Source organism: Secundilactobacillus mixtipabuli (assembly GCF_002217925.1).
GTDB lineage: Bacteria > Bacillota > Bacilli > Lactobacillales > Lactobacillaceae > Secundilactobacillus > Secundilactobacillus mixtipabuli.
On the sequence record NZ_BCMF01000005.1, the window covers coordinates 204120 to 228856 of the forward strand.

General features: G+C 44.4%; 20 protein-coding genes. 1 reads left to right on the forward strand and 19 read right to left on the reverse strand.

Annotated elements, in window-relative coordinates:
* Positions 1-47: 47 nt before the first annotated feature.
* From IWT5_RS06265 to IWT5_RS06280, 4 genes are all read right to left on the reverse strand, one after another.
* On the reverse strand, positions 48-746 hold the full coding sequence (locus tag IWT5_RS06265) for a B3/B4 domain-containing protein (protein ID WP_089109092.1): 699 nt from the start codon (positions 744-746) through the stop codon (positions 48-50).
* 234 nt (positions 747-980) lie between these two features.
* A complete protein-coding gene (locus IWT5_RS06270; protein WP_089109093.1) occupies positions 981-1172 on the reverse strand; it encodes a hypothetical protein in 192 nt (63 codons plus the stop codon).
* A 170-nt stretch (positions 1173-1342) separates the two neighbouring features.
* The gene (locus IWT5_RS06275; protein ID WP_089109094.1) at positions 1343-2215 is read right to left on the reverse strand and encodes an RluA family pseudouridine synthase; all 873 of its coding nucleotides are present in this window, start codon (positions 2213-2215) and stop codon (positions 1343-1345) included.
* Positions 2216-2235: 20 nt separating this feature from the next.
* On the reverse strand, positions 2236-3987 hold the full coding sequence (locus IWT5_RS06280) for a thiamine pyrophosphate-dependent enzyme (protein ID WP_089109095.1): 1752 nt from the start codon (positions 3985-3987) through the stop codon (positions 2236-2238).
* 163 nt (positions 3988-4150) lie between these two features.
* Here IWT5_RS06280 and IWT5_RS06285 point away from each other — a divergent pair, with 163 nt between their 5' ends.
* On the forward strand, positions 4151-4474 hold the full coding sequence (locus IWT5_RS06285) for a hypothetical protein (RefSeq protein WP_159459298.1): 324 nt from the start codon (positions 4151-4153) through the stop codon (positions 4472-4474).
* 252 nt (positions 4475-4726) lie between these two features.
* Here the strand turns inward: IWT5_RS06285 and IWT5_RS06290 are convergent, their stop codons facing one another.
* The 15 genes from IWT5_RS06290 to IWT5_RS06360 all read right to left on the reverse strand — a co-directional run bounded on the left by IWT5_RS06290 (position 4727) and on the right by IWT5_RS06360 (position 24698).
* Positions 4727-7261, reverse strand: a complete 2535-nt coding sequence (locus IWT5_RS06290) for a M1 family metallopeptidase (RefSeq protein ID WP_089109097.1) — start codon at positions 7259-7261, stop codon at positions 4727-4729.
* An 81-nt stretch (positions 7262-7342) separates the two neighbouring features.
* Entirely contained in the window at positions 7343-8125 is a 783-nt protein-coding gene (locus IWT5_RS06295; protein WP_089109098.1) for a CPBP family intramembrane glutamic endopeptidase, read from the reverse strand.
* 29 nt (positions 8126-8154) lie between these two features.
* Complete coding sequence (locus IWT5_RS06300; RefSeq protein ID WP_089109099.1) at positions 8155-8892, reverse strand: sulfite exporter TauE/SafE family protein; 738 nt, start codon at positions 8890-8892, stop codon at positions 8155-8157.
* A 350-nt stretch (positions 8893-9242) separates the two neighbouring features.
* The gene (locus IWT5_RS06305) at positions 9243-10190 is read right to left on the reverse strand and encodes a serine hydrolase (RefSeq protein WP_089109100.1); all 948 of its coding nucleotides are present in this window, start codon (positions 10188-10190) and stop codon (positions 9243-9245) included.
* A gap of 159 nt (positions 10191-10349) precedes the next feature.
* A complete protein-coding gene (locus tag IWT5_RS06310) occupies positions 10350-10976 on the reverse strand; it encodes an NAD(P)H-binding protein (protein ID WP_089109101.1) in 627 nt (208 codons plus the stop codon).
* 166 nt (positions 10977-11142) lie between these two features.
* Positions 11143-13014, reverse strand: a complete 1872-nt coding sequence (locus tag IWT5_RS06315) for a KxYKxGKxW signal peptide domain-containing protein (RefSeq protein ID WP_089109102.1) — start codon at positions 13012-13014, stop codon at positions 11143-11145.
* A 233-nt stretch (positions 13015-13247) separates the two neighbouring features.
* The gene (locus IWT5_RS06320; protein WP_089109103.1) at positions 13248-15146 is read right to left on the reverse strand and encodes a KxYKxGKxW signal peptide domain-containing protein; all 1899 of its coding nucleotides are present in this window, start codon (positions 15144-15146) and stop codon (positions 13248-13250) included.
* Between the two features lie 262 nt (positions 15147-15408).
* Positions 15409-16827 carry an NAD(P)(+) transhydrogenase (Re/Si-specific) subunit beta gene (locus IWT5_RS06325; protein ID WP_089109104.1) on the reverse strand — a complete coding sequence of 473 codons (1419 nt, stop codon included), beginning with the start codon at positions 16825-16827 and terminating at the stop codon, positions 15409-15411.
* The gene (locus IWT5_RS06330; RefSeq protein WP_089109105.1) at positions 16827-17144 is read right to left on the reverse strand and encodes an NAD(P) transhydrogenase subunit alpha part 2; all 318 of its coding nucleotides are present in this window, start codon (positions 17142-17144) and stop codon (positions 16827-16829) included. Before IWT5_RS06330 ends, IWT5_RS06325 begins: the two co-directional genes overlap by 1 nt.
* 1 nt (position 17145) lies before the next feature.
* Positions 17146-18369: an NAD(P) transhydrogenase subunit alpha gene (locus tag IWT5_RS06335; RefSeq protein WP_089109106.1), complete on the reverse strand. Its 1224-nt coding sequence runs from the start codon at positions 18367-18369 to the stop codon at positions 17146-17148.
* A gap of 211 nt (positions 18370-18580) precedes the next feature.
* Complete coding sequence (gene aldA / locus IWT5_RS06340; protein WP_263849811.1) at positions 18581-20056, reverse strand: aldehyde dehydrogenase; 1476 nt, start codon at positions 20054-20056, stop codon at positions 18581-18583.
* 50 nt (positions 20057-20106) lie between these two features.
* Positions 20107-21228, reverse strand: a complete 1122-nt coding sequence (locus tag IWT5_RS06345) for an NAD(P)-dependent alcohol dehydrogenase (protein ID WP_089109107.1) — start codon at positions 21226-21228, stop codon at positions 20107-20109.
* Positions 21229-21602: 374 nt separating this feature from the next.
* Positions 21603-22883, reverse strand: coding sequence for an MATE family efflux transporter (locus tag IWT5_RS06350; protein ID WP_369688571.1), 1281 nt, complete (start codon positions 22881-22883; stop codon positions 21603-21605).
* Between the two features lie 169 nt (positions 22884-23052).
* Positions 23053-23730, reverse strand: a complete 678-nt coding sequence (locus IWT5_RS06355; protein ID WP_089109109.1) for a type 1 glutamine amidotransferase — start codon at positions 23728-23730, stop codon at positions 23053-23055.
* Positions 23731-23771: 41 nt separating this feature from the next.
* Complete coding sequence (locus IWT5_RS06360; RefSeq protein WP_089109110.1) at positions 23772-24698, reverse strand: LysR family transcriptional regulator; 927 nt, start codon at positions 24696-24698, stop codon at positions 23772-23774.
* Between the last annotated feature and the right edge of the window lie 39 nt (positions 24699-24737).

The window sequence follows — 24737 nt, forward strand, 5'->3', positions numbered from 1 at the left end:
CACCCATCACAAAACGACTGTTTCGTGGTGGGTGTTAATTTAATATTCTAGTCATAATCGGCGACATTGTGATCAATATCAATAAAGACAGTTTCTGTCTTAGCGCCCAGATACTTTTCAATCTGGTCAGTTAATTCATTGACTGCCTTTTCGTGGTCAGCTTGCCACTCTGGCTTTAAGCACTCGATGTACATCGTTACGGCAGTCGAGTCATCGCGGGTCTCAACCCGTTCAGCATCACGCCAGCACCAGCAACGGCTAATGACGCCCTTCTCGTCCTCATAAATCACTTCACCTGGCAAAGCAGGTTCTGGTTCAGCTTCACTGATTGCGTGGAAAGGTTCTCCGCCTTCAGCCACCGTCAACCGAATGTCACCCTTAAGCGCTGCCGTATCCATACTGCCGCACGGATAACCCGTTCGTAACGAGAAGGCATTGTAAAGGTCAACAAGCGGATTGATGGAACGAACCGGATTGCCGTTTTTGGCACGTTTTAAGAGGTTTTCCACGGCGCAACGGGCACCTTTTTTGGTCTTAAACTTTCGAAAGGCCTCCCGCCATTCTCGAATAAACGGATTAGCACTGATTGGATCTTCTGGTATCAAATCAGCCACGTGAGCGTTAGCTTCCGACAAAATTGAATCAGGGATCGATTGATGATTATCCAAGCCAGTGACCCGGATCAAGGCAATTCGGACCTCAGGAAAAATGTTCCAAAACGGTTTTTCAACAATAAACTGACTCATTAAAGATTGCCCCCTCAAATATACATTATGTGTATATTGTACACCTTATCCGTTAAGATAGCCCGCTTTTTTGAAAGGGCTACCAACGTCGTACTTTCAGTGATAGCGTTACATGAATTGAGCACATAAAAACACCCACCACAAAACAGTCGTCTTGTAGTAGGTGTTCTTTGAAAACTGTTTGAGTACGGTGTTTCAAATTGGTGGCGACAAACAGATGTCTTCAGCAACGGTCTATTCTGCGACTAAGTCTTTTTCAACAAATGGTTGTTTGGCAGCTTTTAAAGAAGCTTTCATCTCAGCCATATGCTTCACAAACTTTTCGTCTTTAAGGTCACAGTCAAACCACGATAGTTCGGAAAGATTTTCGTCCATTTGGTCTAAAATCTTGGCGATCGCCTGCTGTGACACATCACTAGTTGTCATCAAATTCACTCCTTAGTATTTTTTACAATTGCCATAATACAGGTATTTCCAGGAATAGCAAGCGTTTTACACTAAAAAATTTATTATGAGATAATTTCTTAAAATAGGCTCGTTTTCAACATGATTTGCTCAGATAATCATTCACTGAATTGCATGATTTTTCAAATTGCTCAATGAATCACTTTTAACATATCTGCCGGTAAATCAGCTTCAAAATGCATCGGTTCATTAGTCACGGAATCTTGATAATCCAGTTGGTAAGCGTGCAAGGCTTGGCGAGTTATCTGGTCGCTAGGACCACCGTATAACTCGTCGCCCAGCAGCGGGTGCCCGATGGATCGGAAATGTGCCCGAATCTGATGTGTTCGGCCCGTATGCAGTAAAACTTCTACCAGCGTCCAGTCGGCGCTAGCCTGTCGAACCCAGTACTCTGTTTGAGCTGATTTGCCGTCCGGTGACACAATCTGATCAAAACCATCATCAGAACGTTTCAACGGCGCGTCAATCAGGTCATGATTTTTCTCCAGCTGACCACTCACAATCGCTAAGTAACGCTTTTTTAAACGATGATCAGCGAGTTGCTGGTTTAACCAGGAGTTCGCAAGCCGGTGTTTAGCAATGAGGACAAGTCCGCTGGTATCACGGTCTAACCGGGTAATAATGTGCGGGACTAAATTTTGATCGCCCATTTTCACCAAATGACCTTTAACCCGATTGACCAGTGTATCAGTGCGGTTACTCGGACCAGGAACAGCCGTTAACCCAGCTGGCTTCAAAATCACCAGCGTATTTTGATCCTCATTGACGATCTGTAATGGTTCTGAACTGACAGGCACTTCAGGATCGGCTGGTTCCACTGGTACAACTAATGCCACTTCATCATTCGGTTGCACCTTAACGGCTGGTTGTACCGAAACTCCATTGACTAGAATTTGGCCATTGCTTTGGTTTAATTGCGTAAACATTCGGTGGCTGACGCCATGCTGGCTTAGGACCTGTTTGGCTGATAAACCGGCACTTTCCACCGTCCACGTAAATTTCATTTACTCTCTTCGCTCCATTCTCATTTAGCGGCTTCAAGCCGGTTTAGGATTCGTCTTAATGATGGGTAACGGTCACCATCTAAATGATACTTCACTCTGAACTCACCAATCATCCGGTCAGAATACTTATCGGGGTCCAGCTTCATCGTACTGGTATCTAGCGGTGCTTCATCCGTCACCACGGCATCCAGCACAATCGGTTGTTGATCACCCGCCGCCAAGTGTTGTTTGATCGTTTGAATAGCTGCCTTCAAGGTGTCATCATTTGTCACCCGCAGGCCGATGGCACCCATATTTTCAGCGACGCCGGCCCAGTTAGCGTTAATAAATTTCAGGGCATAGTCGCTTTGACCGGCTTTGGCCTTCTCTTGGCGAATAAAGCCGTAACCGCCGTTTTCCAGCACAACGTTGATAACCGGCAGCTGATATTGGACTTGGGTCAGGATGTCTTGGACAACCATTGAAAAGCCACCGTCGCCAGAGACCGTAATTACCCGCCGGTCTGGATAAGTCAATTTGGCAGCAATGCCCGCGGACAAGGCGTATCCCATTGCCCCAAACCATGACGACATCGTCATCTGCTGACCATCGCCAAATGGTAACATCCGCGTTGACCAAACGGTATTATTGCCGATATCTAAACCATATACGGTATCAGACGTCACTAATTCGGATACCTGACGGAGCACGGCTTCGGGGGTCAGCAAACCATCCGGACGTGCCTTGACCCGTTCATCCAAATAACCGTGCCAATTTTGACGGGCAATCCGGCAAGTTTTTAAGAACGGACTTTCCGGTAAATCATCAGGTTGAGCTTTGATCACCTGTGCTAAATAAGTTTTTGCATCCGCCCGAACCATTTGAACGGCTGGGAACTGCTCACCTAACGCCTGACTGCTGTGGTTGATTTGAATCGTCTTGATTGTTCTAGGCATGAACCGCATGAAGGGATAACTGGTCCCGACCATCACGACTAAATCAGCCATGTGCATGGCTTCGAAAGCAGGTTGCGTGCCAATCGTTCCCTGTGCGCCCAAATTGTTAGCGAAATTGCTTGGCAGATAGCCCACTGCTGGCGCCGTTGTCACCACTGGCAGGCCAAACTTCTCGGCAAAGGCCACGACTTCAGACTGCGCGTTGCGGATACCAGTGCCTACCAGCATAACGGGGTGTTTGGCTGCCTTAATCAATGCAATCGTTTCAGCAACTTGCTCATCAGTTCCAGCCAAAACTAGCTTTGCTTGACTCTGAACGGGCAAGGCTTCGTAATCAATTTCAACGTTTGCTAAATCATCTGGAATAATGACCACCGATGGCGACTGTGTGTCATAAGCGGCTTGAATGGCTGCGCGAATCGTACCGGGCACCTGCTTGGCGTCACTAACTTGTCGGTGGAAACCATTCAGCCCAGCAAACAGCTGATCTTCATCCATATCCTGCAAATAATGGGTGTTCATCATGCTGGTGGCCACGTTACTGATGATCACTAGCATCGGGGTATGATCCATCTTAGCATCGCACAGGCCGTAAATCAGATGAACGGCACCTGGACCAACCGCCGCTAATGCCACACCAATCTTACCAGTCAACTTAGCTTCCGCCGCCGCAGCCAGTGCGCCCACCTCTTCGTGACGAACCTGAATGTAACGGACGAGATCTTGCTCAGCAGCAAAGCCGTCAATCAGTGAATCCGCGGGGATACCGTAAACGTGATCAACATGCCAATTTGCTAATTCTTTTACCAGTGACTGAGATGCCTTCATCTGTGCCATGCTCAATGCCTCCTAAAGTTAAATTACCTTTATTCTAACATGTTCACGTGAGAAAATAGTGACCGATTAGCACTTGTAACACAATGGCAGGTGAATTCAGCTGTTTATCTCTAGCGCTATTTCAGTTATACTAATAGCAAAGAACACTCGTTCGGAAAGTGATGTGACGCAATTGAATCCTTCAGAATTACAAGCTTATCTCGCGCAAAACAGCCAGGTCGAGCACCTATTTATGGCAAAGGCACTCCCTTACCTGAATGATGAAAACCTGAAACGTGCACCAGCCAGAAGATATAACAGTGCCATTATCCAGCGTCAGGCTGATAAACTCTACGACGAATTCACCGCACAAATCCATGGCAAAATTACCCAACAGCTTCACGGCCACGAAGACCGGGAAGATTGGCTGAGATTCATCGACTCAAATAATTTACTGGAAGAACTGGAAGACTCCATGTCAGAACTTAGCTTCGGCGACGAAGAATAAGCCTAAAAGTTGTGCCATAAGTCTATATCGACAAATATTTCAATTAATTTTTTAATTAACAATTGTTAGGATTATCCTTTGGTTCGATACTTCAATATAGCCTAATCTTGCGTCAAAACTCAGATTCCGGCCATTTAACGTAAAATATGCCTACCCCGACAAAGTTCGCCGGGATAGGCATATTTTACGTTAAATTCTGGAATCTACCGAGTTTTGTCACACACTCGTTTTTAAGGCTTAAAATTCTGATCTTTACTTCACTTCATCCGCCACTGCTTGGTTCACAGCAGCCTGTTCATTTTCAATCAAAGCCACCCGACTCTCAATCACTTTGATATCCATAGTGATTTCACGAGTCAGTCCTGGCGTGTTAAGTTTGGGTTCAAAGAAGGCTTTAAATTCTGCTAACCGTTTAGCCGTCTTGAAGATGCCGGTAATGACCGTAATATAAGTAGCAAACTCCATATCACCGCCAACCGTATCTTCCAGCCATTGCCAATCGTTGCGGATCCAATCCCAGGCAGCCTGCTCACCGTGGGCGTTAGCTAAAACGCCACGGAACCAGCCACGCAAATCTTGTGGCTTAATCATATCGGCATTTTCAAACTGGGCGATCAGCTTCTCAACCAAGGCTGCATCTGGTGTACTGGTCAACGCTGCACGGATGCTGGCTTTATAACTTGCATCCGAAGTCTGTTGATAAGCAGACAGCAACTGATCAAACAGTTCTTCACTCCCGTAGTGTTTAACTTCGTTGGTCAGCACTAAGCCCCGAATATCAGCAGATAACGTCTCCAAGTGAGCCTGGTTGGCTGTAAAGATTTGGTGAGCAGCGTCAATGCCAGCTTTATTTTGGGCGTATAATGCCGCACTCAAAATTGTTGGCCGCGCTAGCTGATCATCATTGGATTCACCAGCAACTGGCTGCCAGCCAAGCCGTTGAACTTGGGCATGGCTCAAACGGTCAAAGAGCTGCTGCAACTGTTTTTCCGCCGCTGAATCTGGTGAAACGAATTTCTTCAAATTATTCGCTAGACTATACAGTGCGGTAATCACGACTGCTGCTTGACTATCAGCAAATCGCTTCAGCAACGGCACAACGCTGGCATAGGAAATTTGCTGACCTTCTGCCAATAACCGCAGATCCTGCATTAATTGTAACTGGGTAATGTCATCAAGCTGTTCGGCCTGCCCTAAAATATCGTTCAGCAACGTTTCGTCATAGTGGACGATAAAGTGAGCGTTATTGCCAACGTTTACGCGGAATGGTCTCTTTAACCGCGCACGAACGTCGTCATAATTACCCAGTGATAATTCAGCGTCTTTAAAGATAACTGGCGCCTTTGAATCATTGCTGTTCAACGGAATCTGCCAGAGTCGGCCCTCATCCTTACCGTCACCGATAAAGAACTGATGCTGCTTCAATGTCAGCTGGCCGTTAATCACTTGTGCATCAACGACCGGGTAGCCAGGCTGTTCCAGCCATGAACTCATGATGGCACCGATATCAAGGTCAGAGGTCTCACCCAACGCTGCCCATAAGTCAGCACCCGTAGCATTACCATATTGGTGAGCGGCAAAGTATTTCTTAAGGCCCTTGCGTAACGCGTCATCACCAATTAATGAACGAACCATAACCAGCATCCGCGCACCCTTAGCATAGACGATAGCGCCATCAAACAAGGCATCGATCTCCGCTGGGTCTTCCACTGAAACATGGACGGACTGGACACCATCAGTAGCATCCCGGTTCAATGCCATTGGCGCTTCAGTGGTCTGGAACATTTCCCAGATGTGCCAATCAGGTTCAATAGCATCAACCGCCACATACTCCATCATGTTGGCAAAGCTTTCGTTGAGCCAGAGGTCATCCCACCACTTCATAGTCACCAGATCACCAAACCATTGGTGAGCCAGTTCATGGGCAATGACTGTTGCCACAAGTTGTTTCATTTCCAGTGAGGTATTATCAGGATCTAAGAGTAAATAAGCTTCCCGATAGGTGACTAACCCCCAGTTTTCCATAGCACCGGCTGAGAAATCGGGTAACGCCAGCTGCCATGAATGTGGCAGCGGATAAGGCGTTTGATAAAAGTCTTCGTAAAATTCAATTGACCGTTTAGCAATATCCAGCGCGAAATCCAGTTCTTTAGCTTGATGTGCTTTGGTGCCGAAGACGCCTACCGTTACGCCACTCTTGGTCTTGGTTTCTTTACTTTGCAGTTCACCAAACGCAAACGCAATCAGATAGGTGGACATCTTCATCGTGGTGTCAAAGTAGTGCACCCCGTTTTCAGTCCGAATTTCCGGCATGTTGCTGATGATGGTTTCACCGGGGTGTTCATCAAACTTGATTGCCAAATCAAAAGTAGCCTTAGCTTCGGGTTCATCAATGCTAGGGAAAGCCTGACGCGCAAAAGTCGTTTCAAATTGGGTCCCGATGATCTGCTTCCTTTCACCGTTAACTTCATAATACGACGGGTAAATTCCCATCATAGAATCGGTCAAAGGTGCCGTATACGTCACGGTCAGCGTTGTCTCACCCGCATGCTTGAGGTTGATCCGAATGGCTTCAGCTGGTTGATCTAATTTAAATGAAACAGCTTCACCATCCGCCTCAACGGCGGCGACTTTCAGGAATTTTTGGTGTAATGAAATAGCGGTTTGCGAGGCATTCCCCGTAATCGTGGTTTTGCCGGAAATCAGCTTCGTTTCACGGTTAATATCTAGATATAAGTTATAATGACTCGGTTGAAAGGTCTCATAAAAATGGTTTGTTTCTGTCATAGTGGCCTCCATATAGTTGTTAGAATACATCTATTATACGACTTTCCTTATTCAGCAGGTGGATTCAGCTACTCATTGCGCTCATTTTAGTGGTGCTTGATGACTCAGTAACCGATTGACTTTTACTAAGTACAGCAACGAAATGATCAATAATGGCGTGAAAATGATCAAGTAACCCAGCCAGTTGCCATTCCCCTGTGTTTGCACGTTAATCAGCGGATCGAAGTCAATTAACGAGTGAATGATCATCCCTACCCAGATACCGTTTGTGGAAATTCTAATGGCGGAAAAAGCTAGCCCGATCACAAAGGCATAGAAGACCTGCTGTAACGTGGTTTGAACGCTTTGCCCGTAAAACAGGTGAGAAAGATGCAGTAGCCCAAAGATTAAACTGCTTGCAACAGCGGTCCATAACAATGCATAGTTTTTTGCACGAAAATACCCTAAAAAATAGGAAAACAGCAATCCACGACAGAGCACCTCTTCGTAAATGCCAGCAGAAATTGCTATCAGCGCAATGTTAACGAGTTGCCCCAATTTCAACCCCGCCGCAAAAATGATGTTCAATTTCAGCACTAAGAGACTAGCAAAAAAGATGACGATCAGTCCCAGCCAGATCCGAATTGGCCGTTGAAAGCCAATTCTGCCAGGTGTTGTTAATTTGGCCGTCTTAAAAAGGCCAAACATCAAGAGGCCTAACAAACCGGCAAGCGCAAATCGCGACGCTGAGTAAAGCAAGGTGAGATTGCCGTGACTGGTCAAGGTTTGTTTTAACACGTATGACACGCCAAAAAAGAGCATTAAACTACCAACAATGCCGCCTAGTTTCCAGCGTTGATTACCCGCAACCTTTAAATTAACCATCACAACCTCCAAATTTAAGCATCAGTATTCTAACGCATCGTATTGATACCCATGAAAATAATCAACACACCCATGACGAGTTGGACCAATCCAAAGTGGGCTGATTTTGAAAGGTGTCTCATCAAGATTGGCGCTATCAGGGCACCGACCGCCGCCCCAATCATCAGCGGTAAGCCAAGCTGCCAATCCACGTTGCCACCGGCCAAATGCATGACCGCGCCAACCACACTCAGCCCTGCTAACACGTATGAGGAAGTGGCTACCGCTTCAAACGTATCCAATCCGAGGATCAGCAGACCAGCAAGCACCGGACCGCCACCGCTTAAACCAGCGATCCCCACCATCAGGCCACTGATCACCCCATAGACTGACGCAAGCACTAAGCTTTTGGCTTTCGGCGTCGACGATTGTTTATTAGGAACGAAAATTCTAATTCCCAAGATAATTAAAATAATGCCAATCACCATGCGGTAAATATGAACGGGAATATAGGGTGCCGCTAAAGCCCCTACAATAACGGCCGGTACAGCTGCAATGAGCATTTGATTGCCCAATCGAAAATCGATTTTCTTCTGTCGATAATAGCCCCAGCTACCAATAAAAATTGAGGGTAAAGCCGTTACGATTGACGTGGCAGCCGCTGAAATGGGTGAAATTTTAAAAACCGAAGCTAACAGCCCCAGATAGATGGCGCCGCCACCACCACCCATGGAAATCACAAAAATACCGACTAGTAATCCGGCAATTAACAATAACACTGTACTCATAATCAGGTCCTCTTTCTCACCATTTTTTTGACTTAACCCTTTAATTATAAATAACTCTGTTAATCAATGCACGTTTTCAATTACTCACAAGTAGTTTTGACACACTAAAAAGAGGCTGTGCCATAAGTCTATATCGACAAATATTTCAATCAATTTTTTAATTAAAAATTGTTAGGATTCTCCTTTGGTTCGATACTTCAATATAGTCTACTCATGCGTCAAAACTCAAATTCCGGCCATTTAACGCAAAATAGGCCTACCCCGACAAAGTTCGCCGGGATGGGCCTATTTTACGTTAAATTCTGGAATCTACCGAGTTTTGTCGCACACTCACTATTTAAATTCAGTTGTTAATCAGCATAAAGCTGGTTCACTTGATTAGTCGTTGTTTTACCATACACGATGGTTTGGACGTTCTTTGTGATCCGTGCAATCTTTGGAAAACCGCTAAATCCTGATTGACCATGACCGTGTGTCATCACCACAATGGCGTACCGCTGACCGTTTGGTAGCGTCACGATACCGGCATCATTGTTGTATGACCAAAGCCAGCCAACCTTATCCGTCGTGGCAGCCCCCTTCAAGGCTTGATTTGCGCCCGCAGGAATACCAGAACGGTAGACTTGGTGTGCCATTAACGACAGCACCTGGCTACGGTTGGAAGCATTATCAAACGGATAACGCGCCTGGTCAAGCTTACGCATCACAGAAACTAACGTTGCGGAAGTCGTCCGAGCTGCGCGGCCAGCTGCAAACGGATGTGAATACCAGCCCTGCTTCTTCACAAAACTGTTCATATTACTCAACCCGTATGAAGCCAGATAGCTTTCGGCAAAACCGTTTTGGCTATGCAGGATCATTTCCTTAAAACCTGTCGACTTTAACACACTCTTATTGAGTGTCCCCGCGTCGATCCGCGACAAAATGTTAGCAACGATAAACATTTTATAAGTGCTTGCTGACGTGTATGCCTTATGAGCATTGGGGCTCTCAACGGCTAACTGACCCGCTTTATAAAAGCTGGCGGTATTACTGGCACCTGCCGTGGTATTGGCATTAGCGCCGAGGTTATAAAATGAAACGCTGACCGTACCATCCTTCGTCACCGAATTGATATATTGCTGCAAATGCTGCTTAACCGCTTTCTGCTGAGTCGAAATTTGTGACTGAGTCGGCGCAGCGTAGGCAACTGTCCCCATGCCGAATAATAAGGCAAAAGTGGTCAACATAAAGATAAGTACTTGACGATATTGCTTAGTGGCTTTACTACGTGTTGCTGGTCTAATTTGTTCAGCCATGGCTAATCATTCCCTTCAGATTATTTCACCATCATTATACTCTATTACCCCTTTGATGATTGGTGTTTTGCAGAATTATCATCAACTAAAAAAGCTCCTGATCAACATGTTTAAATTAAACACTGACCTGAAGCTCACATTTATTAGGGATAGTAAAATTTATTTAACAGCAGAAATCTGAATGGCATCCTCACGGTAATCTGCTTCATGATGCAGCATCTCTGCTAACACCGTTGCTAATGAAGGAATACTGATGGGACCGCCAGAAACCGGCTGACCCTTAGGATCTAAAACAGCGTGCTGAAGGGTATCATCATACTTGAAGAAGTGAATCATTAATAAAGTGCTGTTAAGTTTACCAGCTTCAATAATATCAGCTGCTTCCCGCTGGTTTTGAACATAACCGCGTTCGGTTGCTTCATCAAAACCAAAGGTCGCTGCTAAGGCTAAATTGTCACTAGAAATGTCTTTATCATAAATTTGGAACTGAGTTGACCAGAACAAACGGGTCACACCCGTCTCCTGCATTGCTTGAACGAGTGGTGTAGCATAAGTCTCCACATTGAAGGGACCCAACGTTGAGAAAACAACGTCAACGTCCTTTAAAGCTGCTTTTAAGTCCGTCACGTTTGTGGCGTCACCAACTGCATGTTCGACAAAGTCTGGGTAAACAACACCCTTTTTCCCTCGATCAAATGCCCGAATAGTCACGTCTGGTAATGGTGCTAACTGCTTGAGTACGGCTTGTCCTAGAATACCAGAACTACCTAAAATTAAAATTTTCATGTGTCACCTCCGACATGTTCATAATATCGCATAGTATATATATTTGGTATATCATTTTATAACTTTAATATATATTTCTCCAAGTTCACACTTTTTAGCCACCAAAAAACCATCTCTAAGTCTACAACTCAGAGATGGTTCTAAAACGTTAGTATTCATTTACTCTTTACTGTTGTTCTTTTTTCCGACGACTAATTCCAAACAAACCGGCAAAGCTTGCTAGAAGACCCAGCCCAAGCAAGGCGCTTGCCTGACTTGCGGAATCCTCGTTAGTTTGTGGCAAAGTCCCCGTTTCAGTTTGACCATTAGTCTTCGAACCGGCAACCTGGTTAGCATCAGTTGTTGTCTTCACTGCAGTTCCGCCATTCGTTGCGTTGCTTAAATTTTTTATCTGGTTGTTACCCCTTGATGTAGCCGTGCTGTTGTCTGAGGCATTGCTCTGAGCATCAGTATTGGCATTATCATTCGTTGCAGTACTTGGAGCAGTTGTAGTTTCAGTATTAGCATCGCTTGACGTTACGCTGTTATCGTCCGTAGTTGGCTCAGGATTAGGATTCGTGGTACTTGTACTGTTATTTTCAGAAGCACTGTTAGTTGCTCCTTGATTATCGTTATTTCCTGACGGATTGTTTGGCTGACCGGCCACAATGTAAGTAATCACCGTATTCGTTGATTGCTGGTTAACGTTCATATTCAAAAGCGTATCCTTATTAACGAGATTCTTAAATGAGGCGGTGTATTGCGTTCCATTAGCGGTTGGGTCAGGCGAAATCATCTGCTTGATTGCTTGCAGCGCCATTGCCGAAACTGCTGCCACTGAATTGGCTGGATTTTTCGAGTAATCATTGACCACTGTCTGCCCCGTTGTCGGATCAACACTAGTTACAACGACATTCCCAACGCCGGTACTTGGATCATAGGTGACCGTCATGACTGTTTTGTCAACGTTGGTCGTATCCACGATCTGAATACCGGTCAAATGATAACCACTAGGAATGGCGTCCGTTAGATCCTGAGAATCAATGGTAATAGGAGAAAGAATTGATCCGTCATCTGAAGCACGCACAACATAAGTGTTTACCGCATTCTGTGAATTCAAAACATTTCCATCTGTTGTTTTGACTACCGTTTGATAGGGCTGGGTTACTGTCTTATTCTGAGCAGTATCGGTTACGATAAAAGTAAAATCATAATTCGTGTAAATATCATTAATCAAGGATCCCAACTTACTAGTTGCAGAACCATATTGAGCTGAATCAAAATCATCATACTCAATCGTAAATTGATTACCATCAAATCTCACCACACCATTGGTCAGTACTGCTTTAACCTCCTGATCAATTTCCGCTGGAGTATCATCAATCGCTACGGTCGATGTGGCATGACCAGTAGTAACATCATAACTCAATTTTGCAACGTCACCACTATTGCTTTTCCCAACTACATCAATTTTTTCAAGTTTATACCCATTCGGAATCATATCTGTTAACGATCCATAGGTTTTACTATTTTCTGATTGAATCCGATTATTCTCATCTACGCTAAAATTGAAATCATTAGTAAATTTCTTACTTGAAACAATCTGCTCCTGATCAGTTTGAATAGTTGAATTAAAGTTAACCGTTACATTTTGATTGCTCTCATCCGCTGCTGTTGCCGTGATAACTTGTGAATCACCGGTTTTTTTGTAAGCTGCCATCGCACTTGTCTTAGCCGCTTCAACTTCTTGAGCAGTTGCATCACCTAAATTAGTCGTTACCGGTGTGGTAGCGTCAGCTTGTGGTGCAGGTGTGCTTGCTTGATCTGTGGTTGGCTGTTCTGTATTAGTAGGCGCTGGTGTATCAGCAGTCGTTTGCTCGGTTGTTTGCGCTGCTATTGGTGTTTCAGCCGTTTCAGCTGATGCGGACACTGTATTTAAGCCCAACACGCCTAAGCCAATGCTCATCACAGTTACCCCTGCGACTAGCCATTGGCGTCCTTTTTTGTACATTTTAAAATGAGTCTTTGCCCCATAAAAACTGTTTTTAATCTTATTCATATTTATCCCCTCCAAAGGATTGTAAAAAAGAAACCTACCCCAACAGTTTAACGCTCAAAATTACAAGTCAATAATAGCATAACTCTGGTAACTTGTGCTCACTTTTTGCAAGTTAATCTATACTATTGAGACACTATTCTAAAAAGGACCATATTTAGTAAAAATAAAAAAGGCACTGCTATTCAGCCGTACCTTTCTACAAATTACATTAACGTTCATTTATCGATGAATCTTTACTGTTGTTCTTTTTTCCGACGACTAATTCCAAACAAACCAGCAAAGCTTGCTAGAAGACCCAGCCCAAGCAAAGCGCTTGCCTGACTTGCGGAATCCTCGTTAGTTTGTGGCAAAGTACCAGCCTCGGTTTGACCATTAATCTTCGAACCGGCAACCTGGTTAGCACCAGTGGTTGCCGCCGTAACGGCTGTTCCACCATTCGTAGCGTTGCTCAAACTCGTTACATGACTCTTACCAGTTGAGGTAGCCGTACCGTCGCCTGAAGCATTACTCTGAACATCAGTACTATCCTGATCATTCGTTGCTTTACTTTGATCAGTTGTGGTTTCAGTATTGGCATTGTTTGACGTTGCACTATTGTCGTCCGTAGTTGTTTCAGGATTTGGATTCGTGGTATTAGTGCTGTCATTATCGGTAGCACTGTTCGATGAGCCTTGATTGTCGACATTTCCTGATGAACTGCCGCCTTGGTTTGGTTGACCTGCCACAAGGTACGTAATCACCGTATTGGTGGAGTGTTGGTTAACGTTCGTATTCAAAAGCTTGTTCGCATTAATGAGATTCTCAAATGAAGCAGTGTATTGATTACCATTAACGGTTGGGTCAGGCGAAATAATCTGCTTAATCGTTTGCAGTGCCAGTGCCGTGACTGCTGCTAAAGTATCTGGATCTGCATCCTTTGAGTAATCAGTCGTTACTGTCTGGCCTGTTGCTGGATCAGAAATAGTTAAGACGATATTGCCAATGCCAGTACTTGAATCACCAGTACTTGGATCATAGGTTACTGTCAGCACTGTATGGTTAAAGCTGGACGTATCCACAATCTGGATGCCAGTCAAGTGATAACCATTAGGAATAGTATCCGTTAAATCTGGCGTATAAACGTTAGTCACGTGGAAAATCGTACTATCACCTGATGAAGCACTAGCAACGTATGTGTTCGTTGCGTTTTGAGAACTCAAAACAGTCCCATCAGTTGTCTTAACTTGAGTTTGATAAGGCAATGATACTTTCTGATCCTTAACTACTTGAAAGGTAAAATCATACTTATTGTTGATACTGTCATAAACACTGTCAATTGGTAGACTATCATATTTAATTGTGAACTGTTTTTTATCCGGATTGACACCCATACTATCTAATAATGCTGCAACTTCCTGATTCAAATAAGCCTGCTGCTCCTCGGACAATTGCCCAACTTGGGAAGTCAACGTTGCAGTTTTATGTGCCACATCATAAACCACTCCAACGCTTTGCCCATTAGTAGCTGAACTGGTCATAGAAACCTTCTCTATTTGATAACCATCTGGAATGTTAACATTTATTTCACCAATTTGAGTAGGGGTAGCAGACTTAATGACACCGCCCTCGTCTACCGAAACATCATACTTATTGCTACTATTTTGTTCCGATAGAACCTGCTTCTTATCAGTTTGAACGGTTGAATGAAATGATACATCGAACTCTTTAGCACTTTCAGCCGCTACTGCCGTGACAGTCTGTGCTTGACCAGTTTCTTGATAATCGGCAGTTGCTTTTGTCTTAGCTGCCTCAACTTCTTGAGCAGTCGCATCACCTAAGTTGGTCGTCTCCGGTGTGGTAGTCTCAGCTTTTGGTGCAGTCGTGCTTGTTTGATCTGTGGCTGGTTGTTCAGTATTAGCAGAAGCTGTTTTTGAATTAGTAACAGGCGCTGGTGTATCAGCAGTCGTTTGTTCGGTTGCTTGCGCTGCTACAGGTGTTTCAGCCGTTGCAGCTGAAGCAGTCACCGTATTTAAACCCAACACGCCTAAGCCAATGCTCATCACAGTTACCCCTGCGACCAACCATTGGCGTCCTTTTTTGTACATTTTAAAATGAGTCTTTGCACCATAAAAACTGTTTTTTAACTTATTCATATATATCCCCTCCAAAGGATTGTAAAAAAGAAATCTTACCCCAACAACTTAATGCTTAAAATTACAAGTCAATAATAGCATAACTCTTGTGACTTGTGCTAACTTTTTGCAAGTTAATTTATAATTTTTAGGTTCTGATTTTAAAAAGAGAAATAGTTCTCAAAAAAGCAGTCTAACCGTTATCATTTAATGACAAAGGTCAGACTGCTTTCAATTAAAACATAAAACATATCAGTGAATCTATTGTGAAACCAACTTCAGGTTATTGATCCAGATACTCCTTAGTAGAAGCAACAATTTCTTGCAGCCCCTTCTTAGCATCTGAGAAGAACATGCTGGTCTTATCGTTAGAGAACAGCGGGTTTTGAATACCAGCATAACCAGTACTCATAGAACGCTTGATGACAACGATAGACTTCGACTTATCAACATCCAGAATCGGCATACCGGAAATGGCGGTATTTGGTTCACGCGCTTCTGGGTTGGTGACATCGTTCGCACCAATAACCAAGGAAACATCCGTATTTTCAAACATGGAGTTTGCTTCTTCAAGCTGCTTCATTTGATCATACGGTACATTAACTTCGGCCAACAAGACGTTCATGTGACCAGGCATCCGTCCGGCAACTGGGTGAATGGCGTAGTTAACGTTAATACCGTTATCAGTCAACAACTTGGCTAGTTCGGCAACTTCATGCTGTGCTTGGGCGGCAGCTAAGCCATACCCAGGAACAATCATCACGTTTTTAGCGTAGGCTAATTGAACTCCAATATCATCAGCAGAGGTTTCCTTAACGTTAACGGGAACGTCATCAGCAGCACTCGCACCACCACTATCACCGGTACCAAAACCACCGGCAATGATGTTAGCAACGGAACGGTTCATCGCAGCAGCCATTTGCAGGGTCAAAATGGTACCAGCAGCGCCAACTAAGGCACCGGCAATGATCAAAACTTGGTTGTCGATAACGAACCCAGCCATGGCAACCGCTAAACCAGTGAAGGCGTTTAACAGTGAAACCACAACGGGCATATCGGCACCACCAATAGGAATGGTCATCAAAATACCAAAGACTAAACTAGCAACGATAGCGGTAACTAACGTCCAGACGTTGGTTGGGAAACCAACCGTAAAGACGATGGCTGCTAAGATAATCAACACAACGATACCGTTCAATAATTTAGCACCTGGAAAAGTAATTGGCTTACCAGAAACCTTACCAGCCAATTTTCCAGTGGCAATCAGCGAACCGGAGAAGGTAATACTACCGATGATCAAGTCCAAGATAACGGGCAGTGAGAACGCAACGGCTAAAGAGGCACCGTTTGGCTTGCTCAAATAATCAAAGGTCCCAATGGCGGCAGCGGCACCACCACCAACGGCGTTGAATAAACTAACCAGTTGCGGCATATCGGTCATCTTAACGGTTCGGGCACGGTAAACACCATAGCCGACCCCGAGTACCAGAGCAACCAGTAAAGCGATCCAAGCCGTCATTGTCGTGTCGTTCTTTTCCAAAACGATCAAGAAAGTCATGATAACGGCAATGATCATCCCAACAAATGAAAGTCGGTTCCCACTACGGGCTGTTTTAGGTGTCCGCATCATGTGCAACCCCATGACATAGCAAACCGCACTGATCAGGTAGGCTAAGGAAACAAGTGTCATTAATCCTGACATTACTTGTCGCCTCCTTTATCTTTATTACCCTTGTCTTTTGGTTTTGAAAACATCTCAAGCATCCGGTCAGTCACAACGTAACCACCAGAGACGTTGATGGCACCCAGAAAGGCGGCCAGAAATGCAATCACGTAAGCAGTCGTGTTATTGGCTTCCAAAGCAACTAAGATGGCCCCCACGACAACGACACCGTGAATGGCATTCGCACCTGACATCATCGGTGTGTGCAGTGTGGCTGGAATCTTACTGATGACTTCAAATCCGACTAACAGACTTAGTACAAAAATGGCAAGATTCGTATATAATTCCTGACTCATTCTACTCAGCTCCCTTCGACTCAGCTGATTGATCAGCTTTTTCGTCGGCTGCGTCCTTAGCTGGTTCATCCGTTGGCAGCGGATCAAGCTTGAGGGCTTCACGCAAACGTGCATTGATAATTTCACCATTAGTTGTTGCGGTTAACCCGCTAAAGACATCATCTTTAGGATCAATAGCGAGGTTACCATCCTTATCAACCATGGCATTAATGACCGCCTGCACGTTTTTGGCATAGAGCTGTGAAGCTGAGTTTGACAGTTCACTGGCTAGGTTGTTAGCGCCAATGATGGTGACTTGATTATCAGTAACTACTGTTTCGTCAGGTTTACTGCCCGCGATATTACCACCGAGTTCACTGGCGGCCAAGTCAACGAAAACAGCCCCAGGTTTGGCGTTATCCACGCTGTCTTGAGTAACCATCAGCGGTGGCTTGTGGCCAGGCACTTGAGCGGTGGTGATCACAATATCATTATCGGCAATGAAACCGGCTAATTCCTTTTGCTGTGCGGCCGTTTCTTCTGGGGTCAACGCTCGGGCATAACCACCTGAACCAGCACCATTTGATACGGAACTGGTTAAGAATGTCGCACCCAAGGATTCAACTTCACCCTTAGAAGCAGGTCGAACATCGTACCCAGAAACAATCGCACCAAGCCGCTTAGCAGTCCCAATGGCTTGCAAACCGGCAACCCCTGTCCCAAGCACTAATACTTTGGCAGGTTTAACGGTACCAGCAGCAGTGATCATCATTGGGAAATACTTTGAATACGCATCGCTGGCAACCAGTCCGGCTTTGTAGCCAGCCACACTGGATTGTGAACTCAAGACATCCATTGTCTGCGCCCGACTAATCGTCCGCGGCAACAGTTCAAACGATAACGCTGAGACCTTTTTGTCAGCCAGCTGCTGCATCTTTTCCGGTTTAATCAGTGAACTCAATAGGCCCAAGACCACTTGGCCGGATTTTAGTGCATCCAGTGTAGCGTCACTAGGCAGGTTGATCACTGCAACAACGTTTGCCTGAGACAGAGCAGTCTGGCGGTCGACGACTTCCGCGCCTGCCTTTTGATAGCTTTCGTCGCTGTAGTAAGAAGCAACGCCAGCACCCTTTTCAATCAAAACTTTCATGCCGGCTTTAATCAGCCGTTTGGTGACGTCTGGATCGATGGCAACCCGTTTTTCATGGGGCTGCTCTTCTTTTAAAGCAGAAACCACAATACTCATCAATATTACCTCCACTTCAAAGTAGGAAACGTTTTCTGAGAAATTAGTTGGCATCCGTCACATTCTCTGCCCAACAGAAGCTTGCGATTGGAAAAAGTCAGCAATTATTTCATATACGATGTGAAAACGTTTTCAAAATTAGCTTAACAGAAAAGGTATCCAGAGACAATCACCCCTAGATACCCTAACTGCGTTATTAGACTTGATTCAATTATGCTTTAGTGTTTTCTGGGTGACCCTGTAGGTAAATAACGTGAGTGTTCAAGAACTCATCAATACCGTGACGACCATCGTCACCACCGATACCGGATTCTTTCCAGCCTGAGTGAGACCCATTCATAGCTTCGAAATTAAACCGGTTGATGTAAGTTTCGCCATCTTCCAATTCGTTAGCAGCACGTTGAGCAACATCAACGTCTTTAGTGAAGATTGATGAGGTCAAACCAAAGTCACTGTCGTTAGCCATTTCAATGGCATCATCCAATGTCTTGAAGGTAACAACTGGCAGAACTGGTCCGAAGATTTCGTCTTGGATAATTTCGGAATCCTGCTTAACGTTGGTAATCACAGTTGGTTCGTAGTAGAAACCATTTTCGATTTGAACTTTGTGACCACCAGCAGTAATCTTGCCACCAGCTTTAACAGCACGGTCAACCATACCAGCAACCTTGTCCAAAGCAGCTTGGTTGATCAGCGGGCCAATGCCAGAGTCTTTGTCAGCGATTGGGTTAGCAACCTTGATAGCAGACATCTTGTCACTGAGCTTCTTGATAAACTCATCAGCAACCCCTTCTTGAACGTAGATCCGTTCACAGTTGTTGCAAAGTTGCCCATTGTTGTCGACACGTGAATCAATAATTGATTGAACGGCCAGATCAATGTCAGCGTCATCCATGACGATAGCAGGTGCTTTGCCACCTAATTCCAAGGATACCTTAGCCATGTGGGTAGCAGCTGAAGCCATGACACGCTTACCAGAATCAACAGAACCGGTCAAACTAATGATACCGATCTTCTTGTTCTTTGATAATTCGTCACCAACAACCGAACCTGGGCCAGTAACAAAGTTAACAACCCCGTTTGGAATACCAACTTTGTCGACGATCTTAGCAAATTCAAGAGCTAAGTTTGGTGTGTCTGAGCTTGGCTTCATAACAATGGTGTTACCTGTTACCAAAGCCGGACCCATTTTACGAGCAATCAGGAAGAATGGGAAGTTCCATGGCAGGATCCCAGCTGCAACACCGATTGGTTGCTTCGTAATCATAATGTTTTCGTTAGCGTTGTCGGATTGAAGGATTTCACCCTCGTATGTCCGGGCAGCGGAAGCCATGTAATCGAAGTAGTCTGCTGAGAACATGATTTCAGTCGTTGCTAATGAACGAATCTTACCCTGTTCTTCTTGCAGCATATCGATCAGGTGGTCAGCATCCTTACGAACTTCTGTTGCAACATCATGTAAGTACTGGCCACGGGTTGCGGCTGGTACGAATTTCCATGACTTTTCAGCTTCGTAAGCGTAGTCAATCGCTTCTTGTGTTTCTTCACGGGTAGCACTTGGAACTGTCGAAATCTTTTCCCCGGTTGATGGGTTAATAACAGTTAAAAGTTTACCTGATTTAGAATCCTTAAATTCACCGTTGACATACATTTGATAATGCTTCAAACCCTTTAATGTTTCTGACACGGTTATTGCTTCCTTTCAAAACCGAACGACTGTCTAAAAACAATGATTAATTATTTGCCTGGTACGTAGTCTGGGTCGATGACCAAAACTGGCTTAATGGTCTTACCACTACCAGAATCAGCGTTAGCTTCATTGATTTGATCGAAGTTGTAGAACTTTTCAGTCTTATCAAAGTCGAACATGCCTTGCTTGTAGAATTCAATTAAACGAGGAATATCGATTTGTGGAACGGCATCACCCATGTTAACGCCGATTACTGAACGGTCGCTGACACAGAGGTTGTTCCAAGTATCCAGATCAACGTGGTTAGGCGTAACGGCGATGCAAGCTGAAGTCCCACCTTGTGCTAACGCCAAGATAGAATCTTCCATGACTTTCTTAACACCGGTAGTATCAACTGTGAAGTCAACACCATAGCCACCAGTTAAGTCCTTGATCTTTTCAACGGCGTCTTCGCTCTTACTGTTGATCACATCAGTGGCACCTAATTCCTTAGCGAGCTTGAGACGTGAATCAACAACATCCACAGCAATGACTTTCGTGCAGCCGGAAATCTTACCAGCCATCATCGCTGCTAAGCCAACGGCACCAGTACCGAAGACGGCAATGGTTTGACCTGGCTTTGGCTTCAACGTGTTAAGAACGGTCCCACTACCTGTGACGTAGCCACAGCCCAGAGGTCCTAATTTACGTAAATCAAGGTCTTTGTCAACCTTAACAGCATTACGTTCACGAACAATGGTGGTCGTTGTGAATGATGATTGGTCAAACATATCGTCAACTTGTTTACCATTTTCAGTGAAGTGCGCACTACCATCTGGACGAACACCTGACAAGTTATTAGCAGCGTAGTTCAAGCACTGTGTCGGAACACCTTTCAAGCAGTTAACGCAATTGCCGCAACCATAGAAGGAAAGAACAACGTGGTCGCCGACCTTAAAGTTTTTAACTTCTGGGCCAACCTTTTCCACAATCCCTGAACCTTCGTGACCAAGGATAATTGGATAACCAATTTCGGCGTCACCTTTACGTAAGGCTTCATCAGAATGACAAATCCCTGAAGCTACCATATGGATCTGCAAGTCGTCAGCTTGCATTGGTGCTAATTCGACGTCATCGCGCATTTCAAATGAAGCGCCTTTCTTATCAACAACTGCTGCTTTGATACGCATAACTCCATCATCTCCAAATGATTTAATTTAATCCCAATTAAACACAATAATATGATGAAAGTTGAGATGAAAATTAATTTACAAATCATTCTTGATGCATATGACTATAATAAATACATTATAGTTATCACTATGTTTAAGGATTACTTGTGAATTACTTCTCATTTGCTTACAGGTCTGTTATAGTTCTTTTTTACCGAAATTTAAAGCGTTTACATGAATCTTTTTGATTATATTTTTCTAAGAAAATCTTAGAGTTTGCTATTTTATCACATGATAAGTTGCCCTGAAAGTTAACCTGAAACTGTTAAAACGGCCTACCTAACGTGACGAGTGCCCCGTTAAGTAGACCGTTTATATGCTTTTAAATTCCATTACCAATTTTTGATTGCTTTACCCTTTGGTCCAAATTGGCGGTAATACAAGCCTAAGCCGACCAGCGCGGTAATCACGTCAGCGATTGGCTGCGAAATAACGATTCCCTGATAGCCCATCAAATGAGCCATAATAACAATCACAACCGCAAAAACTACCCCTTGTCGTGAAACTGACATCACGAAAGCATCCAATGGTTCATTAATCGATTGGAACATGGTGGTGAATACCATGGTCGCACCAATAAACGGCGTGGTGATCAAGAACCACCGCAGCATGTAACTGGCGGTTTGGACGACGCTCTGATTTTTCATGAACAACCCGCAAAGTGCGGGGGCAATCGCCATCAGCCCAAGCGCAATCACAAATGCCATACCGACATTGACCAGCAGATCAAACTGAATGATTTTTTTAAGGCGGGTTTTATTGCGGGCGCCGTAATTATAGCCAATCAGTGCCTGCGAACCAAAGCAAAAACCAACTAGGACCATAATGACGATGGTTTCAACCTTAATGGCGATCCCGAAGCCGGCAACCCGGTTGGCACCATAGACGATCAAAAAGTTATTCATTAAAGCAGTTCCCAACATGGTCATAAAGTTCGTCACGGAAGCTGGCAGGCCGATCAATAAAACATCCTTAATTTCAGCCAATGGAATTTTGGCGTGCCGAATATTGACCTGCAGATAGCGGGCCCGATTATTGGTATAACTAATCAAAATGATATCAGTCACTGAGTACCCTACAACGGTTGCCCAGGCAGCACCAGCAGCACCTAAGTGAAAACCAAAAATAAACAGCGGGTCCAAAAAGATCTTAAGGATCGTTCCGGCGACGGTCCCCAGCATGGATTGCTTAGCCAGTCCCTCCGTTCTTAACGTGTTCATTGGCACCAACGCCACAATGATCAGAACACTGGCAATCGCCATAATTTCATAATAAGCGTTGGCATACCGATATGTACTTGGTGTCACCCCTAATAAGGCTAATCCCTGTGCTTTGAACACAAAGAGGCAGGCCATAATGAAGGCCCCTAGCAATAAGGCGGCATAAAAGCAAAAGCTGTTGATTCGACCAGCCAAACCATATTTTTTCTGCCCCAACAACCTCGAGATGGCGGAACTGCCACCTAAACCAAACATATCACCCAGCGCCAGCATCATTGAAAAGAGCGGCGTGCAGAGTGTGATGCCAGCAACTAAGTTGGCATTTTGCGTCTGCGCAATAAAAAAAGTGTCCGTTAAATTATAAATCATCGAAATCACGGTGCCTAAAACCACTGGTAAAGCTAGCGTAAAGTAGGCTTTAGGAATCGGTGCTTTCTCGAACAGCTCAATAATGTTATCATCCCCTGTTTTAATTCATAACGATTATGATATCACAAGATAAGCTCGATTTGGCATCGATTTTAGCCAAAAAGCCCGTTTGAATAGGCTTTCAAACGGGCTTTTACTCACGGTCTTGAGTTATAAAATCAAAGATGGCATAAACTGCTGCTTGGTTCTTCGTTGGCACCGGTGCTTGGAGAATTTCATCAGCCTTTTGGTGCAAATCGTTTCCCTCATTGGCATATTGACCATCATTAACCACCATGGTTCGCACATTTAGCACCTTGGGTTCCAGATGAAACTGCAGGCCAATCACATTGTCACCCAGGATAAAGCCCTGATTCCGAACTAAATCACTGGTAAATAACAACTGAGCTTCACGGGGAACTTCAAACATTTCCTCGTGCCAGTGCAATGCTAACAACTGGTTAGGCAGTCCTGGAATCAGCTCGTTTTGACGATACACTGGTGCCCAGCCAACTTCTTTATGCGGTGCTTTTAGCACTGAATAACCCAACGTTTTAGCAATCTGCTGAGCACCATAGCACGCGCCAAAAATCGGTTTATGCTGTGCCAGCAGCTGTTTAATCAACTGACGTTCTTGTTTGATCCAGTCCATGTCGTCGTTGGGACTCATTGGCCCGCCTAAGATCACTAATAGATCCGTCTCATCCGCAGTAGGCAGGATACCAAACTGATAGGGATGGTAAATATAGACTTGGTGGCCCCGCTCTTCGGCCCAATCAACAATACTGCCCGGCCCTTCGCTTGGGGTATGCTGCAAAACGTTTATTCTCATTAATAACGACCTTCATTTCAAATTTCATCTCTCGAACAATATCATACCATCATAGAGTTATCTTGAAAGCTCAGTAATTGTCTCAGATATTGCGCAACATTGACAATGGCATCATCCGTTGTGTCACGATAATTAATAGTTGATGCCAGACTCAAAACATTTGCTGGCAATGGCATCAAATTAAAGTCATGATCAGGGAAAACTTTTTCGGCAGTGTACAGCGTGGTTACCGTCGTTGAACCGGAAATAGTATCGACAGCTCTGAGTGCATCAGCTGCTGTCGGCACTGTGATGGCAGTCGTTAAATTCACATCTTCCTTTTTAAAGCTTTGATTAACGTACCGCTGAAAGGCATCATACCCCGTAAAGCCAATATATGAGTGCGTATTTAAAGCCTTAAATGACTCATATTGAAAAGGCTGATATAGTCTGTCAGGATCATAACCATCACAATGACTTGAACTGAACAGGCATAACTCTCTATCAGGGACATGAATGTGCTTAAAATGAGCGTCAAGAAGCCGTTTGCCCACTAAAATATCAATATTTTGGGTATCAATTTGATTACCCAGCGAAATATCATTTAACAGTTTAATATTGATTGGCTGGTTTGGATGAGCCGCGTAATATCTAGACAAGCCATCCGTCACGATATCACTTAAAAACGGATCCGTTACGGCAACATGGATTGGTTGATTTCCTTGATTAACATGTGCCAGTAAACTTTCACTGAGTTGATTTTCTTCATCGACTATGGCTTGCAGACCATTAATCATAGTCATGCCGGCATCGGTTAATTCAATCGGCTTAGCACGGGTCACCAAAGTCACGTGATACTCCTGCTCAGTTTCTTTAAGTAATTTACTAATATATGGCTGGCTGATAAATAATCGATTGGCCACATCAGACAGTGTTTGTGAGTATTCAACCGTTTTTAAAATACTAAGTAACGTTCGATGGGTACTCATCCTATCCCTCCTCAGTTTAAAATTATATCTATTTAGTAA